The organism is Mucilaginibacter limnophilus (assembly GCF_004005815.1).
Lineage (GTDB): Bacteria > Bacteroidota > Bacteroidia > Sphingobacteriales > Sphingobacteriaceae > Mucilaginibacter > Mucilaginibacter limnophilus.
In genome coordinates this window covers 502,416-520,698 of the sequence record NZ_SACK01000002.1, presented here as the reverse complement: position 1 = coordinate 520,698, position 18,283 = coordinate 502,416, and the positions used below count along the sequence as shown (strand labels likewise).

Genomic DNA, 18,283 nt, shown 5'->3' with positions numbered 1-18,283 from the left:
ATCATGAAGAAATTTATAACCACCTCGTTATTGCTTGCCGCCGCTGTTTACAGCTTCGGGCAGGATGTGAATAAACTTATCGCTCAAAAAGATGTGGAGCGTGTAATAAAAACCCTTGCTGCCGACGATATGCAGGGCCGCGCCACTTTTACACCCGGCATTGAAAAAGCTGCTACTTTTATTGAAGGTGAATTTAAAGCAGCCGGACTGGAGCCTCTAAAAGGAGAAAAAGGGTTCAGGCAAACGTTTAGCTTGATACGCTCGACACCCGTTAGTACCGCGGCAACCATAAATGGCGCCGCTGTACCTGCAGAAAATGTTTTTGCATCGGCGGGAGAATCGTTCAGGTGGAGCAGTTCAGGCGCTGAAATAGTCAAAATACCAGCAGGCGCCAACTTCCGTGAGGAATATTTTAAATATATACAAAGCGGTAAAAAATATCTGATACTGGTTGACCCTTCGTTTGCCGATATTTTTAAACGTGTGCGTAACCGCAGCATGAGCGGTAGCGTATCTTTTAAAGCCGACACCGCCCAAACGCTGGTTTTCGCGCTTGGTAACTTTGGCAAAGTTAACGCATACGAAGTAGTTTACGAAGGCAAAAGCGAGAACCTGCCCTTGTTCAATGTAGCGGGTATAATCCCCGGTAAAAGCAAGCCGGATGAGTATGTGATTTTCTCAGGCCATTACGATCACCTGGGTATTATTAAACCTGCCGCCGGCGATAGCATTGCCAACGGCGCCGATGACGATGCTTCGGGCACTACAGCGGTTATTACTTTAGCCAAATACTATAAAAAACTGAACAACAATGCACGTACTTTAATATTTGTAGCCTTTACTGCCGAAGAGATCGGAGGTTACGGTTCACAGTATTTTTCTAAGCAGGTTGATCCGGATAAAACTGTTGCCATGTTCAATATTGAGATGATTGGCAAAGCATCAAAGTTCGGTACTAATTCAGCATTCATTACAGGTTATGAGCGGTCGGATTTTGGCACTATTCTACAGAAAAACCTGAAAGGCACAGCATTTACCTTCCATCCTGATCCATATCCAGAGCAGGATCTGTTTTACCGCAGCGACAATGCTACACTGGCGAAATTCGGCGTTCCGGCACACACTATTTCAACAGACCAAATAGATATTGACAAACTCTATCACAGTGTTGACGATGAGTTCGAGTCGCTTGATGTTAGCAACATCACCTCAACTATCAGGGCTATAGCATTAAGTTCACGCAGTATTGTAGCCGGTAAGGATACGCCGACGAGGATACCGAAATTGAAGGAATAATAATATTACTCCGCCTCAGTACTATCTATTGCATTGTCTGATAGTTGCTTTTTGATGGCTAATAGTAATTTATCGGCAAAATAGAGCATGAATATTGCCACAAGGTTTACACCAAGCTTTGCTGTGGTATCACTTGTACGAAAGTTTATTTGCCAGGTTGAAATAATGGAAAAATTAAACCCGAATACAACTCCATCGCCACTTGAAACAGTTATTAATAACATAGCGCCCGAAACATACATAAATGCATATCCAAACAACATAAAACATAACACTTGAAGTGCTTGATTTATGATAGTCAGTTTAAATCCAAGGTTATAATTGACTGATAAAAGCAGTTTCCCACAATAAATGGAAAGACTATATAAAAGCAGAGGAACAATAATAACTAAAAACATTAAACCGCTTAACTTTTCAAGCCCGGCAATGATATATATTGTAATTCCTAATCCTAAAAGTCCACCAAGGATTTGATACCATGCAAGAAATTTAACCTTATTGAGTAAATTATTTGTGAGGATGTTAGGCGTCATAGCAATTAAAGATCTAAATATACTACATATCTAAAAACCCCGTTACTTCGTGATATGAAAAAATATTTTGCGTTTATAATACTTTTCTTAGCAGCCGCTGCAACATTCGCTCAAACAACCATAACATCTTCTTCAGTAACTTTCAAGGTAAAAAATCTGGGTATCATGACGGATGGTAAATTCGGTGATGTAAAGGCAACTATAAAATTTGACCCATCGCACCTGGATAGCAGCAATATTGACGCTTTTATAGACGCCAGCAGCGTAAATACCGATAACGATACCCGCGACGATCATCTGAAAGGACAAAAGTTTTTTGATGTTGATAAATATCCGCAGATTACCATGAAGTCAACCGGATTTCAGAAAAAAGGCAGTGGATTTTCAGGCAAATTTAATCTTACTATAAAAGGTATTACCAAACCTGTTGACGTACCGTTTACCTATGTCGAAGCTAACGGCAAAGCCGATTTTAACGGCAGCTTTAAAATAAGCCGCCGTGATTTTAATGTTGGCGGTAACAGCATGGTATTAGGTGACGAGGTTACGGTTAACATTAAGGTACAAACAGCAAAATAATTTCTGCATACTATAGTAGCTGTAAAATCATAACTTTATAGCATGAAATTGCGCGTACTGGTTTTTATTAATGCTATAGCCGTAGCCATTACGCTATCTATCGCCAATTATTATTTTCAGCAAAACCTGCATGCAGTACTGGTAACCTTTACTGCCACTTTTGTTATCAGCTTTATTATTTTTTATTATTTGATAGAAAAGTATATCTACTCAAAAATAAAGCTCATTTACAAACAGATACACAACCTAAAACTTGGCAGAGACCTACGCGACGCCATTGGCGAACATGTTAGCGCCGACCCGATAAATGACGTGGAGCATGAAGTAGAAGAATGGGCCACTCAGAAAAAAAGCGAGATAGAAGAATTGCGTAAGCAGGAAAAATTTCGCCGCGAGTTTCTTTCCAATATATCGCACGAATTCAAAACCCCGCTGTTTGCTATACAAGGGTACATTGATGCCATCCAGGAAGACGATTTTGAAGATAAGGATATGGCCCGGCAATTTCTGGATAAAGCAGCCCGTAATGTTGACAGGCTGAGCTACCTGATTAAAGATCTTGACGAGATTTCAAAGCTTGAAAAAGGTGAAATACCCATTAATTACAGCAAGTTTAAAATAAACGACCTGATAAAAGAGGTACTTGACTCTTCAGAACTAAAAGCGGAAAGACATCATATTACGCTGGAATTTAAGGAAAAATATGATGAAGCGATAATGGTGTATGCCGACAGGGAGAAGATCAGCCAGGTAATTATTAACCTTATTGACAACTCCCTAAAATATGGCAAGGAAGGCGGCACAACGTCAGTAAGCATATTTGAACTGCACGACCAGGTACTTGTTGAAATAACCGACGATGGCATTGGTATTGAAGAGAAATACCTTCCAAGGCTTTTTGAACGCTTTTTCCGTACTGATAGCAGCCGCTCGAGAAAAATTGGAGGCTCTGGCTTAGGACTGGCTATTGTAAAGCATATTATAGAAGCCCATCAGCAAACCATTACTGTGCGTAGTACCGAAGGCCTGGGCTCTACATTTGGCTTTACACTTCAAAAAGCAAAGCCCCAAATTGCTTTCCCCGGTTTACCAGTGTTAAAAAGTTAACATTAACTTAACATACATGGGTTACCTTTGCTGTTATTAATAAGTAACAATGTCATTAAACAGCATTTTCCAGTATTTTGTCCCAAAGGATAAAAAAGTTTTTTTTCCATTATTTGAACAGGCTTCGAGCAACGTCGTTTCAATGGCGACAATTTTAGTTGAAGCGGTTAATTCAAACAACGCCGCCACACGCGAAGAGTTATTCAAACAGATTGATAAACTGGAAAACAAAGGCGACGAAACTACCCACCAGATATATCTTGAGTTAGGTAAAAATTTCATCACGCCGTTCGACCGTGAAGACATCCACTCGCTGGCTACAGCTATTGATGATGTTGCCGACTATATACAAGGTGCGGCTAACCGCATGATGCTGTACAATGTAAGCGAGATAAATGATCATATCAGGAAATTATCAGAGCTGATATTGCAAGCCAGTATCGACCTTGAAAAAGCCGTTAAAGAACTAAAAGACCTCCGCAACGTACGCAACATTGCCGACTCCTGCATCCGCATAAACAGCGTTGAAAATCAGGCCGACTATGTATTTGACCGCGCTGTAGCTGATCTTTTTTTGTATGAAAAAGACGCTATTAACCTTATAAAATACAAAGAGATCTATTCGGCGCTTGAAACTGCGACAGATATGTGCGAAGATGCTGCCAATGTAATGGAATCGATATTAGTTAAAAACGCTTAAGTACTTATACCCTTTTACATGGTTACCACCCTGCTTGTTGTTGTAATTTGCCTGGCAATAATATTTGATTTTATTAATGGTTTTCATGATGCGGCAAACTCAATAGCTACCATTGTATCAACCAAAGTGCTTACCCCTTTCCAGGCAGTAATATGGGCGGCTATATTTAACTTTGTAGCATTTTTTGTTATAAAAGACCATAAAGTTGCTAATACAATTGCCAAGATAGTTATACAAGACTATGTTACTATCAACGTAATACTGGCGGGCTTAGCTGCTGCTATAACATGGAATTTGTTTACCTGGTGGTTCGGTATTCCATCAAGCTCATCGCATACGCTTATAGGCGGTTTTGCCGGGGCTGGTATGACAAACGCATTATATATGGGCGCAAACGCTTTTGATGCGGTTAAAATGGATTATGTGCTTAAAATAGCTTCGTATATAGTGTTAGCGCCATTTATAGGTTTAATTATCGCATACATTATAACCATTATTATTTTACACATATGCAAAAATGCACGCCCTGCCGCTGCCGAAAAGTGGTTTAAGGCCGGCCAGCTGATATCATCAGCATTTTTAAGTTTTGCGCATGGCGGTAACGATGCTCAGAAAGTAATGGGTATTATTTACGTGGCATTAGTAACAAATAACATTATTACCGATGGCGCCGCAATGCCTGAATGGATACCGCTTACCTGTTATTCAGCTATTGCCTTGGGCACCATGTCGGGTGGTTGGAAAATCGTGAAAACCATGGGCACCAAAATCACTAAAGTAACTCCGCTCGAGGGTGTAAGTGCCGAAACTGCGGGCGCTATCACCCTAACTATCACCGAGCGCTTGGGTATACCTGTTTCTACTACGCATACCATTACCGGTTCAATTATAGGTGTTGGATTAACTAAACGGGTTTCGGCAGTACGCTGGGGAGTAACCATCAACTTGTTGTGGGCCTGGATAATAACTATCCCTATTTCGGCACTTATTGCGGCAGGTGTTTATTCACTCATCAGGCTGTTCGCGTAAACTTTTTTCACACTTGCGGGTTTAAGGTAGTATGATAAAGAAAACCTTACTGATACTTTCCGCTTTTGTTTTTATTACTATATTTTCAGGCTGCGACACACTTAACCAGGTAGCACAAACTGCAGGCGGTGCGTTAGGCAACCCTTCAGCTTTTGAAATCGCGTCGGCGCTTAAAGAAGCTTTGCAGCAGGGTACCAATAAAAGTTCTGACAAGCTTTCGGCAACTAACGGTTATTTCGGCAACGCGCTGGTGAAAATTCTATTCCCGCCCGAAGCACAAAAGGCTGAGCAGGCGCTGCGCGCAATTGGTTTAAACAGTTTATGTGATAACGTGATACTGTCACTTAACCGTGCAGCCGAGGATGCCGCAAAAGAGGCAAAACCCATCTTCATCAACTCATTAAAACAGCTTACCCTGCAGGATGCCACTAATATTTTGTTTGGTGGTGAGGATGCGGCAACCCAATACTTTTACCGTACAACTTTAAATCAGCTTAAAGAAAAATTCAGGCCGGTTATCAATAACAGCCTGAGTAAAGTTGGTGCAACTAAGTATTACGGCGATGTGGTAACCGCTTATAATAAGATACCGCTTGTAAGCACCAAACTTAACCCTGATTTGAGCGATTATGTTACGCAAAAAGCCATTGAAGGTTTGTTTAAAGAAATAGGGAAGGAAGAGATAAACATTCGCCAAAATCTATCTGCCCGCAGCACTACTTTAATGCAAAAAGTGTTTGGCTATGCCGACACGAAAAAATAAGCTTTAGGCAACAATTTTATATTTAATTTCAAGTTAATCAGTTTAATGTGATATTTGCAAACGCCGTTGGCGTTTTGCATCTTTAGCGTTTATACCTGATTAATTTATGCGTTTTAACTTTAAAATAACTATCGCGGCGTTAGCCGTGTTTGTGGCATCAACAGGCGCGTTAGCGCAAGTTAAAAAAAAGCCCGTTCCTTCACCCAAAAGTAAACCAACCAACAAAGCCGCTCAAATACAAACCGCCGCTTTACCGGTTGATAAAAATGTAACAATCGGTAAGTTGCCCAATGGCCTCACCTACTACATTCGCCCGAATGCTTACCCGCAAAACCGTGCTGAGTTGTACCTTGTTGTTAAAGCCGGTTCGATACTTGAAACTGATGCGCAACAGGGTCTGGCACACTTTGCCGAGCACATGGCCTTTAACGGTACCCGCGATTTTCCAAAAACTTCACTTGTAAGCTTTTTACAATCATCAGGTATAAAGTTTGGCGCCGACCTTAATGCGTCAACATCATTTGATGAAACCGTTTACCAATTGCCTCTGCCTACTGATAGCACCGCGCTTTTTGAAAAAGGCTTTGACATATTGGCTAATTGGGCAGGCTATGTTAGCTTTGATCAGGCTGAGCTTGATAAAGAGCGCGGTGTTGTGTTAGAAGAACTGCGCCTACGCGGAAAGAACGCCCAGGAGCGCCTTCAAAATCAGATCCTGCCTGCTATATTAAACAACTCGAGATATGCTACCCGCCTGCCAAAAGGCAAAGAGGATGTAATAAAGAACTTTGACGCGGCCACCATCAAAAGTTTCTATCAGGACTGGTACCGCCCCAACCTGCAGGCAGTGATAGCTGTTGGTGATTTCGATCCGGCAAAAGTTGAGCAACTGATAAAGCAGAAATTTTCAGGGCTGAAAAATCCCGCTACGGTTAAACCGCGCACTGAATACAATGTACCGGTAACGCCGGGCACAACGGTAAAATTTGCTACTGATCCAGAGTTTCCGTACACGCTGGCCGAGATCATAGTAAAACTTCCGGGTACGAAAGTTAAAACCGCAGCCGATTATCTGCAAAGCATCCGCGTTAGCCTGTTTAATCAAATGCTGAACGCCCGCCTTGCCGAGTTAATGCAAAAGCCTACTCCTCCGTTTTTATATGGCAATGCCAGTTACGGTGGCTTTATTGGCGATCAGGATGCCTTTACATCAGTTGTTGTTGCACGCCCCGGCGAACTTGAGGGTGCATTAAAAACACTTGTTGGCGAAACCGAGCGTGCACGCCAGTTTGGATTTACCTTAACAGAGTTTGAACGCGCCAAGCAAAACGCGCTGATTGAATTAGGTAACGCATACAAAGAGCGCGACAAAACCCGTTCATCAAACTTTGTAGCCGAGTATCAGCAACACTTCCTTGAAGGACAGGCCATACCGGGAATTGCTTTTGAATATCAATTCTATCTGGATAATATTGATAAAATAACGCTTGCCCAGATGAATGGTATGGCGGGTAAATTCATTAGTGATCAAAACCGGGCCATCATTGTTGAGGCTCCGGATTCTGAAAAAGACAAGCTGCCTGCTGAAGCAGCACTGCTTGGATGGATAACTGCCGCCGGTAAAGGCCTAACACCTTATGTAGATAATGTAAGTACCAAGCCCCTGATGGAAAAAATTCCTGATGCGGGTGTGATAGCTGAAGAAACAAAAGACGACTCAATTGGTGTAACTACACTGGTATTTCAAAACGGTATTAAAGCGATACTAAAGCCAACCAATTTTAAAAACGACCAGATTATTATTACCGGTTACGGGCTTGGCGGTACTTCGCTTGCTTCGGATATGGACTTTACCTCGGCCAGCCTTGCTGCTTCGGTTGTTGGTGGAAGCGGTATAAGCGAATTCAACCAGATACAGCTGCAAAAGATGATGACCGGTAAAAACGTTAATATTTCGCCGTATATTAGTGAGTATACACAAGGTTTCAGTGGCAATGCCACACCTGCCGACCTTGAAACCGCGCTGCAGCTTATCCACCTTTACTTTACTGAACCGCGCAAGGATAATGACATCTGGCAATCGGTTTTGAGCCAAACGCAGTCGGTACTGATAAACCGTAATCTCGATCCTTCCAGTGTTTTCCAGGATACCGTTACCGCAGTATTAAACCGGTACAACTTCAGAGCAATGGTACCAACTGTCGGCAGGTTAAATACGGCATCGCTTGACAAGGCGTTTGACTTTTACAAAAGCAGTTTTGCTGATCCGGGAGGCTTTACATTTACATTTGTAGGTAACTTTGATGTATTATCGATGAAAGCTGTACTTGCCACCTACCTTGGCAGCCTACCCGCAGGTAATGCTAAAAAAACGTATAAAGATTTAAATATGAATCCGCCTTCGGGGCAAATCACTAAAATAGTTAATAAAGGCATTGGTGATAAAAGCACTGTGCAGCTTGTTTTCAGCGGTGATTATGAGTATAACGAAGTGAATAACATACAGCTTGACGCGTTGGAAGAAGTGCTGAACATCAAACTGGTTGAGCGTTTGCGCGAACAGGAAAGCGGTGTTTATGCACCGGGCGTAAGAGCAAGATATATGAAAGTACCTTCGGGCCATTATAGTATAACTGTAGGATTTAGCTGTGCACCTGAGAACGTTGATAAACTGATAGCCGCTACGCTTGACGAGATCAACAAGATAAAAACCAACGGCGCACAGGAAACAGATATCAAAAAGTTCAAAGCTGAAGACATGCGTGCAAAACAAGTGCAACTGCGTGAAAATTATTTTTGGGCCGGATATCTGGCAGGAGGCGCACAAAACCAGGAAGATCCGCACCGGATAATTAATTATCCGAAAACACTTGAAACAGTAACCGTGCAAAGCACAAAAGAAACCGCTAATAAATACCTGAGCGGTAAAAACCTTATCAAGTTTATACTAATGCCTGAAAAAAAACAGGCTGCACAGTAAGTGCAGCCTGCTGATGTCCATTAACGCTAAAGGGCGTTAATGGACATTAATATACGCTAACGAAGCATCTTCTACCTTAAACACGTTTATGGCGATACATTTACGTGTTTCGCTGTCAATTTCAAATCCTATTCCTTTTGTAAGGTCGCAGTAAGAGAGTATCTGTTTGTTTTTTTGCAGGAAACCGCCTGTGTTACGCACTCCGTAATATTTACCTATATCATTCAGGCTCGCTCCAATAGTAAGGCCCTCTTTTGTTTTATATTCAGGTGATGTCACAATAATTTTTTTCACCCGGCTAACCTTTTCATCAGGATTGCCCATATCCCGACCCGAGAAAATACTTATGCGCGTACCGGCAGTATCGTGTTTGGCATACCAGGTGTTAACCATACTACCCATTGCCCCATCAGAGCGGTCGGGTTTGCCCATCACTTTTATCAGGCTGTCGGCACTGCTGCTTATGGTTAAGCTGCCAATGCTTTTACCCGGAACTATCAGGTTGGCCGGTGTATCCTGCTTGGTTTTACTTTTACAGGCAAATAATAAAGATAGCAGCGGAATAATTAAAAATGCTTTTTTCATCAGTATAAAAATTGGTTATAAATGCAATTTTAATAAAAAAGTGCAAAAGACATGCCTTTATAATCCCAGGCCGGGCTTATTACTCAATTGCCATTTACCGTCGGCAAAAGCAGGTGCCGGATATGGATTGTTTGTTGTAAGCAGCGGCCCATCCAGATCGGCCCAGTCGCATAACGGAGTCAGTGCTGCTGCAGCTAAGGTAGCGCAACTGGTTTCGCTCATACTGCCAATAAGCACCTGCATGCCCTGTTCCCTTGCTTTGCTAATCATTTTCGACGCTTCATGCATCCCGCCCGATTTCATCAGCTTCACGTTAATGCCATGGTAAACGCCTTTTGCCCGTTCAACATCGGCAAAACGTTGTACCGCCTCATCTCCAATAATAGGTATTGGGCTATGCTGTGTAAGCCACGCGTTACCGTCGATATCTGTTTTGTTCATGGGCTGCTCAAGCAGTACAACGTCACGGCTATGCAACCAATGTAACATGTCAAGACTTTGCTGTCTGTCTGCCCATCCCTGGTTTGCATCAGCATACAATGGCAGGTTGCTAACTTCACGAATGGTATCAATCAGCAGTTTATCCGTGTTGCGCCCAAGCTTTACTTTTAATACTTTAACATCTCCCGCTTCTTTCACTTTTTGCCTTATTATGTCAGGCTCATCAATGCCAATGGTATAACTGGTTACCGGCATTTTAGCCGGATCACTATACATAAGCTGCCAGCAGGGTTTACCCTGAAGTTTGCCATCCAAATCGTGCAAGGCAATATCAACAGCCGCTTTCACCGCCGGATTGCCGGGCGCAATACTGTCAAGATAGTCAATAATGGCATCAAAATCGAACGGGTAGCTGATCTGTCTTACATCAATCTTTGATAAAAAAGTGGTGGCTGTTTCATAACTTTCACCCATATACGGCACCATTGATGCTTCGCCATATCCGGTATAATCTTCGTATTCAACCTGTACCAGCATCAACGGCGTTGACGTACGCGTATGCTTCGCGATGCTAAACGGATGTTTAAGGTAAAGTTCATAAGGTTTGTAGGTAATCTGCATCATCGGCTCTAAAGTACAATGTTAGTTGTAAAATAGTACAAACAAAAAAAGCGGCCGATGCCGCTTTTCCGATATATAAATGGTTATCGTTATTCTTCTATCACAACACCCATCGAGCAGAACTTTTCGATACGTTCGTTAACCAACTCATCGATGTTTCTTTCGGCAAGTGATTTTATTTCTTTTAACAAAGTTTTCTTCAATGTCGAAGCCATAGCAACCGGGTCTTGATGCGCGCCGCCAAGCGGTTCTTTTACCACACCGTCAATAAGCTTGTTCTTCAACATTTCGGTTGACGTAAGCTTTAACACCTCTGCGGCACGCTCCTTATTTTCCCATGTTTTCCAAAGGATGGTTGAACAGTTTTCGGGTGAGATAACCGAATACCAGGAGTTTTCAAGCATTAGCACCTTGTCACCTATACCGATACCTAATGCACCGCCTGATGCGCCTTCACCTATGATAACGCATATAACCGGCACTTTCAGTACCGACATTTCAAGCAGGTTACGGGCAATTGCCTCACCCTGTCCGCGCTCTTCAGCTTCAAGACCGGGGAAAGCTCCCGGAGTATCAATCAGTGTAATTACCGGCTTGTTGAATTTCTCAGCAAGTTTCATCAGGCGTAATGCCTTGCGGTAACCTTCAGGGTTAGCCATACCAAAATTACGGTACTGACGCTCCTTAGTGTTACGGCCTTTTTGATGGCCTATGATCATTACCGATTGTCCGTTTATAGATGCAAATCCGCCAACTATAGCTTTGTCGTCGCCTACTGTACGGTCGCCGTGCAACTCGATGAAATCATCACACATCAGTTCAATATACTGTAATGTATAAGGACGTTCGGGGTGGCGTGATATCTGAACCTTCTGCCAGCCGGAAAGATTTCCATAAACATCTTTGCGGGCCTGGTCAAGCTTAGCCTGCAGCTCTGCAATTGTAGCCGACATGTCAAGCTTGTTTTTTTCTTCTATCTGCATCACTTTATCAAGCTGCTGCTGCAGTTCGGCAAGTGGTTTTTCAAAATCAAATGAGATCTTCATATAAAAATTCCCCAAGGGCCTGCAAATTTAAGTAAATACAACCGCAATTTCTACTTGTTTCAAATCAAGTAGAACATTGCCACTAATTTTTACCTTTACTGCAATTATTTAGTACATGATTATTGTAATACAATGCCGCGACCAGGTAGGACTTGTTGCGGCCATATCAGCCCTGATGGCCAAACATCAGTATAACATTATTTCGTTGGGCGAACATGTTGACGTTGCCGAAAACCTTTTTTTTATGCGTCTGGAGGTTGAAGCCCATGTTGAAAATCCGGGCCTGCACCAAGAATTGCTTAACATTTTGCCAGCGGGCGCTGTAGTAAAAATAAACCCTCAGCCCGAAAAGAAGATAGTGGTGCTGGTGACCAAAGAATATCATTGCCTGGCCGACATACTGGTGCGTAATTATTTCGGCACCCTCGGCGCTGCAGTGCAGTGCGTTATTGGCAACTATAATATTTTGGAAGATGTTTGCCGCCGCTTTGATGTACCCTTTCATCATGCGCCTTACGACACTCAGACTAAAGAGCAGGCCGAAGCGCAAATAAGCAGCATCATTAAACAAAATAATCCTGATTATATCGTACTGGCTAAGTTTATGCGGATACTTTCGCCGCAGTTTAATCATGATTTCGCTACGCGGATCATCAACATACATCACTCATTTTTACCCGCATTTGTAGGCGCCAACCCATACCGGCAGGCCTTTGAGCGCGGCGTTAAACTGATAGGTGCAACTGCTCACTTCGTGTCAGATGAGTTAGACGAAGGACCGATCATCGCGCAGCAAATCATCCCTGTAAACCATGGCTTTACCGCTGCCGACATGATGAATGTCGGCAGGGAAGTAGAAACAGCGGTACTGGCTAAAGCGCTTAAACTGGTGTTTGACGACCGGGTGTTTGTATATAACAATAAAACGGTTGTGATTGAATAAAGCAGCGGTTAACTATGTCCCGCTGCTTCGTCAGATACTTTTTGGCTTTTAGAATAAATCCTCAGGCTGATAAATCCGGTAATGGCTGCTATAATGCTGGCTGTAAGAATAGCGAATTTAGCCTCGCTTTGCTGCGCCGGATCGTTAAACGATAGCAGCGAAATAAATATCGACATGGTAAAGCCGATACCTGCCAGCAGCCCCATACCTGCAACGTGCATCCAGTTAACGCCTGTTGGTAGTTCACTTAGTTTTATTTTTACGGCTGTCCATGCCATAACGAAAATACCTAACGGTTTGCCTATCACCAAACCCAGAATAACACCCAAGCCAAGCGGCGAGACCAATGCCCCGGCCATGCCGTTAACATATGTAATGTTGGTGTTTGCTAACGCAAAAATGGGTAGGATGATAAGATTTACCGGATCAGACAGCCGGTGTTCCAATGCCTCAACAGGCGAATAGCCCGATCGTGTTCTTACGGGAATGGCAAAGGCCGTGAGCACCCCTGCTACCGTTGCATGTATGCCCGAATGATGAATGAAATACCATAATAAAACACCCGGAACAAGGTAAAACCAGGCGCTTTTAAGCTGGAAATAGTTAAAAATCAGCATTACCACAAATACACACGCTGCCGAATACAGGTAGTTCACATGCAAGTGATTTGTATAAAACACAGCGATAACTACGATAGCCCCAAGATCGTCAACTATGGCAAGCGCGGTGAGGAATACTCTTAATGCATGTGGTACAATGTTTTTAAGCACATTTAATATAGCTACTGCGAAAGCTATATCTGTCGCCATGGGTATGCCCCACCCTGCTGAAGTTTCAGTATCCTTGTTAAAAACAAAGTAAATAAGCGCAGGAAATAACATGCCACCAATAGCACATAAAACAGGCATCGCCGCTTTTTTTATGCCTGACAGCTGGCCATCAACTATTTCACGTTTTATTTCAAGTCCGGCCAGCAGGAAGAATATAGCCATTAGCCCGTCGTTTACCATACCGGTTACAGTAAAACCTGTTGCAGGTATTTCTGCGAATAGCATATTGTTAAACTCATCTTTTACGAAAGAATTGGCCAGAATAAGAGAAAGTAATACGCATCCCATCAGCAGGATGCCGCCTGCAGAGGGATGCTCGATAAATTCTGCTACACGTTTTAACCGCCTAAACTTTACCATAACGGCGAATATACGTTAATTCAATAACCTCAATTTTATACCTGCGTTTACTACAAACCCGTCAAGCGGAGCATAAACATCCCGAAACACCGGCGACATAAGGCTTCCTGTATAGATACTACCAAACTTTGTTTGCCGGGTATCTGTAAAATTCTCAAAGTTCACAAATACCGAAAACCGTTCAAATATTTTTTCGGCCATAAAACCTGCTATCCAGTATGCACGCCCTATAGTATTGTCATTAAGCCGCTGCCTGCTGAAATAATATGCTTCAAGTCCTATCTTCCACTTATCTTCTACCTCGTAAAACAATACATTATTAAGGCGATGCTTTGATACCAGCGGATACTCACTTATAACATTTCCAGTATGCTGTGTTACATCGGCATAAGTATAACCAACAAATAATTTAAAGTTATTATAGGTAAGCTTGATATTGGTTTCGCCACCTTTGGTATTCAAATCACCTTGCGGCTGCAGGTATTGCAGTTGATTATTTGATACCGCGGTTAACAGCAACGGATTATTTATACGGGTATAAAACAGCAGCTGATTTACACTCAGGCTCACCAGATTATCAAATAAGCCGGTGGTGTAATTAATATCATAATTAACACCGTATGAGCGTTCTGCTTTAACAAGCGAGGCTTCTACAGGCAGTACATTTCTGAATTGTATGCGTTCGGCATCTTCAGTAAAAACATTTGGGGCCTTATAACCCAAACCACCGCCAAGCCGGCTATTGAGGTGCGGAGATATATGCCACAGCATCGATAACCGCGGCAGCCAAAAGAAACCATATTCATTATGATGATCGGCACGAAGGCCGGTTTCCATTGTGAATTTTGACGATATATCAAGTGTGTTCTGTACAAAGCCTCCAACGGTTACATGGTTGTAGTCGCGAAGCGGAAAATCACTTTGCCTTTGTTCATTAAATTTATCGGTAATAAAATTTACACCGGCCACCCAGTCGGAAATTTTACCGCGACTACTATAAGTAGCTTCTGTATAGCTATTGTACTGCCGGCCATCAAAACGGTAATCGGGCAGGGTGATCACTCTGTCATATAACCCCACCGTATTTTTGATAGTAATACTGTTACGCTCATTAAAATTATGATCGAACTGTAACTGTGTACTGTAACGGCCTGTTTTATTCCGCTCGAAGTAGGAATGCTGAGTGCCGCCGCCATCTTTAATATAATGCAGGTCGCCGCCAATGCGGTTTTCAATAGTTGTATTAATCCCGAAGTTTAGTTTCGTCCTGTCATCAAAATAAAAGTATAGTTTAGGATTTAATGTAAACCTGTCATATAGCGGAATAGCGGTCAGATCTATATCAGCCGGGTCGTACGGCGAACCGTGGTTATATGCCGTGTACACAGTTATACCTGTTTTGGTAAACTTTCGCGAGTAAAATGCGCTGGCATCGAGCCCCAATGCCGAGGTACCATTAAACAGCAGGTTAAGTTGCGGTTTGTCAGCGGGTGTTTTTGATACCAGGTTTACCAAACCGGCAATGGCACCACCGCCATACAAAGTTGATGATGATCCCTTGATCACTTCAACCTGTTTCAAATCAAGCGGCGCTATCTGTAAAAGTCCCAAACCACCTGAAAACCCTGAATAAAGGGGCATTCCATCACGGATAATCTGCGTATATTTTCCATCCATCCCCTGAATCCGGATACTGGAATTACCGCTTGTAGCCGAAGTTTGCTGGGTTTGAATACCTGTTGTTTCCGCTAACAACATCCGGATGTCGCCCGGTTTCATGTTTCCTTTTTCATCCAGTTCCTCTGCAGATAAAACCTCAACACGTGTAGGTATACTGGCTATGGTACGACTGCTGCGGGTAGCTGTTACCCGCACTTCTTCCAGTTCTTCTTCAACTGATGGACTCAGCTGTACAAGCAGCGTATCAGTATAAGGAAATGTCAGGGTATCAATGGCTGTAATATAGCCTATGTATCTGAACTCAATCACCTGTAAACCATCAGGTATATTGATTAATTGTGCAAAGCCCGCATTATCAGTTACCGCAGCTGTAGCGGTATTTTGCACTTGAATTGTTGCTCCCGGCAATAGCGCGGCGGTTTGAGCATCTTTTACAATAATGTTAAGTGTATTCTGGCTTCTGGCCACAATACAGCAGGTAAGCGCTGCAAACAGCACTACTATTTTTTTCATGTAAGTATCAAATTAAGTTAACGAAATAGATTGGGCTTAGGCCCAAATTATTTACACTAACCTTGGGGGTTGCCAGATAGGCAGCGGCAAATCTTTTACCGATGAAGTAGGATAAAGTGAATATTGCCCTGTAATCACAGTTACAATTGTAGCATATTGAATTGTTTCGGGTAAAACAACAAATCCGGTACAACTGACGCAGCAGTAAAAGGGCGAACAGGCTGCACAATTGCTATTAGTATTATAACCGTTCTTAATATTGGCCTGTTCAACTACAACTTTATTGCAAATATCATTTGTACAGCAAGGAATTACCGACAGCATCAGCACATAAACAGACAATATCAGGTAAAGAAATTTCACTGTTGCAAAAGTACTATTTAACAACGAAAAAATTTTGTGAAGATTTTTCAATTTTGCTAAAACGATTAATTAAAATTCTATATTTGCTAACCGACTAACCAATTATTATGAGATTTAAACTATATCACCAGGCGAGCTATTTACCACAGGTTCCGTTGGATAAAAGAAATCCGCTTGTTTTTGTGCGGTTGTTTTTAGCTATAATATTAGTAGTAATGATAGCTTTGTTAGGAAGCTGCTCAAAAAAAACTATGCTTGAACCTTCAAGGCCATTACTTGATTTGAGTAAGGCCGCAATCAAAAAGTTTTCGTTACCTGGCAGCATACAAGTAGGGGAAACTGTTTTCGGCATTGATGAGGACGGCTATAATCTAACAATTAACATAAAGTCAGGCGCTGATCTTACAAGTATGCGTCCTTATATCGAGTTGTTGGCAGGTTCATACATCTCTCCTTCTATAGGTCAAATAGTAAACTTAAACGGCGATCTGGTTTACAAAGTGACAACTCCTGATGGCGAGGTACAAAACTGGCGCGTACATATTGTTCGCCAGGAACCAGCATACCTAACTAAGATCTTTAAAGAAAATGACAAAGTAATATTTGTTGGCAATAGTATTACGCATGGCGGACGTTACCATTCTTACATATGGCTTTACTATATGACACGCTTTCCTAACCGTCGCATTACCATCATGAACGGCGGTATTGGCGGTGACAAGATCAGCAATATCAATAACCGTTTGGAAGAAGATGTGTACAGTAAAAACCCTTCTCGCATTAATTTAACCTTTGGGATGAATGACTCGGGGTATTTCGACTATTTATTTAAAGATCCTGTAGTAGTATCAAACAAACTGGTTTTTTCGGCCGACAGCGCCTTTAAACTGGTTACTGCAAGCCTTAACGCGCATCCGCAAATAAAGGTGACTATGATGGCAGGCTCTCCTTATGATGCTACAACGACCGTAACAAGTGGTGGCTGGTCAGAAAAGCCAGCAACATTCGACCGTATTGTAAATATTCAAAGAGATGCAGCCGTTGCCCATCACTGGGCCTATATCGATATCTATCACAATATGGATAACTTGAATAAATTTTACCAAAAAGCCGACCCTAAGTTCACACTGAGCGGCTCAGGCGACCGTATCCACCCCGAATCATACGGCCATCTGGTAATGGCATATTTATATCTACGCCAACAGGACCTGAAAGGACTTGAAGTAGCTGATTTTACAGTTGACGCAACTATGAAGAGAGTAACCGCTGCAAGTCACTGCGAAGTGCGTGATGTTATTGGAAACGGTGATAACCTAACTTTTCATTACCGTGCCGACGCGTTGCCTTTCCCGGTTGACGATGTAAAACACGCGGGGGATGGCAAACCGGCATCCGCTGCCCTAGATTATATTCCTTTTACCGATGATTTAAACCGTGAAATGCTGCGGGTTACTAATTTGAAAGGAAACCATTATGACGTTAAGATAGATGGAAAAGTGATAGGCAGATTCTCTTCAGCCGATCTGGCGACAGGTGTAAACATGGCGCTGATACGCACCACACCTCAATATTTGCAGGCGCTTGAAATAATGAAGAAAAACGAGAGCCGCTTTTCGGAAGAAAAAAGACTGCGCGATTACTATGTGGTAGTTTTTAATTATGCAAGGCCAGCCGGCATCACTAATGATAATGACCCTGCTTCGGTAGCCAAAATACAGGAATTAGCTAAAACCAATGGCTGGATAGATGCCAACCTGTATAAACAGGGCAGCAACCCTGCAACACGCCAGCAATGGCAGGCAAATGCCGACAAGTATGTAAACGAAATTTACGCGTCGAACAAACCGCTGACACGTACTATCGAACTGATAAAAGCCGATTAAATTTAGCTCTATATTTTAGTTTAGTTTAGGC

At 42.5% G+C, this 18,283-nt stretch carries 16 protein-coding genes; 9 read left to right on the top strand and 7 right to left on the bottom strand.

Features of this window, described 5'->3' with window-relative positions; all coding sequences use genetic code 11:
- Positions 1-3 precede the first annotated feature (3 nt).
- Positions 4-1,296, top strand: a complete 1,293-nt coding sequence (locus EOD41_RS06730) for a M20/M25/M40 family metallo-hydrolase (protein ID WP_127704023.1) — start codon at positions 4-6, stop codon at positions 1,294-1,296.
- A 5-nt stretch (positions 1,297-1,301) separates the two neighbouring features.
- On the opposite strand, the gene EOD41_RS06725 is transcribed toward EOD41_RS06730, so the two are convergent.
- On the bottom strand, positions 1,302-1,829 hold the full coding sequence (locus EOD41_RS06725) for a hypothetical protein (protein ID WP_127704022.1): 528 nt from the start codon (positions 1,827-1,829) through the stop codon (positions 1,302-1,304).
- Positions 1,830-1,883: 54 nt separating this feature from the next.
- Here EOD41_RS06725 and EOD41_RS06720 point away from each other — a divergent pair, with 54 nt between their 5' ends.
- From EOD41_RS06720 to EOD41_RS06695, 6 genes are all read left to right on the top strand, one after another.
- Positions 1,884-2,408: a YceI family protein gene (locus tag EOD41_RS06720; protein WP_127704021.1), complete on the top strand. Its 525-nt coding sequence runs from the start codon at positions 1,884-1,886 to the stop codon at positions 2,406-2,408.
- 42 nt (positions 2,409-2,450) lie between these two features.
- Positions 2,451-3,515 (top strand): sensor histidine kinase, encoded by a 1,065-nt coding sequence (locus EOD41_RS06715; protein ID WP_127704020.1) that lies wholly within the window; start codon positions 2,451-2,453, stop codon positions 3,513-3,515.
- 49 nt (positions 3,516-3,564) lie between these two features.
- The gene (locus EOD41_RS06710; RefSeq protein WP_127704019.1) at positions 3,565-4,215 is read left to right on the top strand and encodes a DUF47 domain-containing protein; all 651 of its coding nucleotides are present in this window, start codon (positions 3,565-3,567) and stop codon (positions 4,213-4,215) included.
- 18 nt (positions 4,216-4,233) lie between these two features.
- Complete coding sequence (locus EOD41_RS06705) at positions 4,234-5,244, top strand: inorganic phosphate transporter (protein WP_127704018.1); 1,011 nt, start codon at positions 4,234-4,236, stop codon at positions 5,242-5,244.
- Positions 5,245-5,275: 31 nt separating this feature from the next.
- Positions 5,276-6,007, top strand: a complete 732-nt coding sequence (locus EOD41_RS06700) for a DUF4197 domain-containing protein (RefSeq protein WP_127704017.1) — start codon at positions 5,276-5,278, stop codon at positions 6,005-6,007.
- A gap of 106 nt (positions 6,008-6,113) precedes the next feature.
- On the top strand, positions 6,114-8,987 hold the full coding sequence (locus EOD41_RS06695; RefSeq protein WP_127704016.1) for a M16 family metallopeptidase: 2,874 nt from the start codon (positions 6,114-6,116) through the stop codon (positions 8,985-8,987).
- Between the two features lie 36 nt (positions 8,988-9,023).
- On the opposite strand, the gene EOD41_RS06690 is transcribed toward EOD41_RS06695, so the two are convergent.
- From EOD41_RS06690 to EOD41_RS06680, 3 genes are all read right to left on the bottom strand, one after another.
- A complete protein-coding gene (locus EOD41_RS06690; RefSeq protein ID WP_127704015.1) occupies positions 9,024-9,572 on the bottom strand; it encodes a hypothetical protein in 549 nt (182 codons plus the stop codon).
- Positions 9,573-9,629: 57 nt separating this feature from the next.
- Positions 9,630-10,637, bottom strand: coding sequence for a dipeptide epimerase (locus tag EOD41_RS06685; protein ID WP_317133186.1), 1,008 nt, complete (start codon positions 10,635-10,637; stop codon positions 9,630-9,632).
- 86 nt (positions 10,638-10,723) lie between these two features.
- Positions 10,724-11,680 carry an acetyl-CoA carboxylase carboxyltransferase subunit alpha gene (locus EOD41_RS06680; protein WP_127704014.1) on the bottom strand — a complete coding sequence of 319 codons (957 nt, stop codon included), beginning with the start codon at positions 11,678-11,680 and terminating at the stop codon, positions 10,724-10,726.
- 115 nt (positions 11,681-11,795) lie between these two features.
- Between EOD41_RS06680 and purU the strand changes: the two genes are divergently transcribed.
- Complete coding sequence (gene purU / locus EOD41_RS06675) at positions 11,796-12,623, top strand: formyltetrahydrofolate deformylase (protein WP_127704013.1); 828 nt, start codon at positions 11,796-11,798, stop codon at positions 12,621-12,623.
- 8 nt (positions 12,624-12,631) lie between these two features.
- On the opposite strand, the gene nhaA is transcribed toward purU, so the two are convergent.
- From nhaA to EOD41_RS21220, 3 genes are read right to left on the bottom strand one after another with little or no spacing between them, the layout of a single operon-like run.
- Complete coding sequence (nhaA, locus tag EOD41_RS06670) at positions 12,632-13,813, bottom strand: Na+/H+ antiporter NhaA (RefSeq protein ID WP_127704012.1); 1,182 nt, start codon at positions 13,811-13,813, stop codon at positions 12,632-12,634.
- Between the two features lie 15 nt (positions 13,814-13,828).
- The gene (locus tag EOD41_RS06665; protein WP_127704011.1) at positions 13,829-16,006 is read right to left on the bottom strand and encodes a TonB-dependent receptor; all 2,178 of its coding nucleotides are present in this window, start codon (positions 16,004-16,006) and stop codon (positions 13,829-13,831) included.
- Between the two features lie 51 nt (positions 16,007-16,057).
- Positions 16,058-16,369 (bottom strand): DUF6660 family protein, encoded by a 312-nt coding sequence (locus EOD41_RS21220; RefSeq protein WP_394342460.1) that lies wholly within the window; start codon positions 16,367-16,369, stop codon positions 16,058-16,060.
- A 107-nt stretch (positions 16,370-16,476) separates the two neighbouring features.
- Here EOD41_RS21220 and EOD41_RS06660 point away from each other — a divergent pair, with 107 nt between their 5' ends.
- Entirely contained in the window at positions 16,477-18,252 is a 1,776-nt protein-coding gene (locus tag EOD41_RS06660; RefSeq protein ID WP_127704010.1) for an SGNH/GDSL hydrolase family protein, read from the top strand.
- Positions 18,253-18,283: the final 31 nt, after the last annotated feature.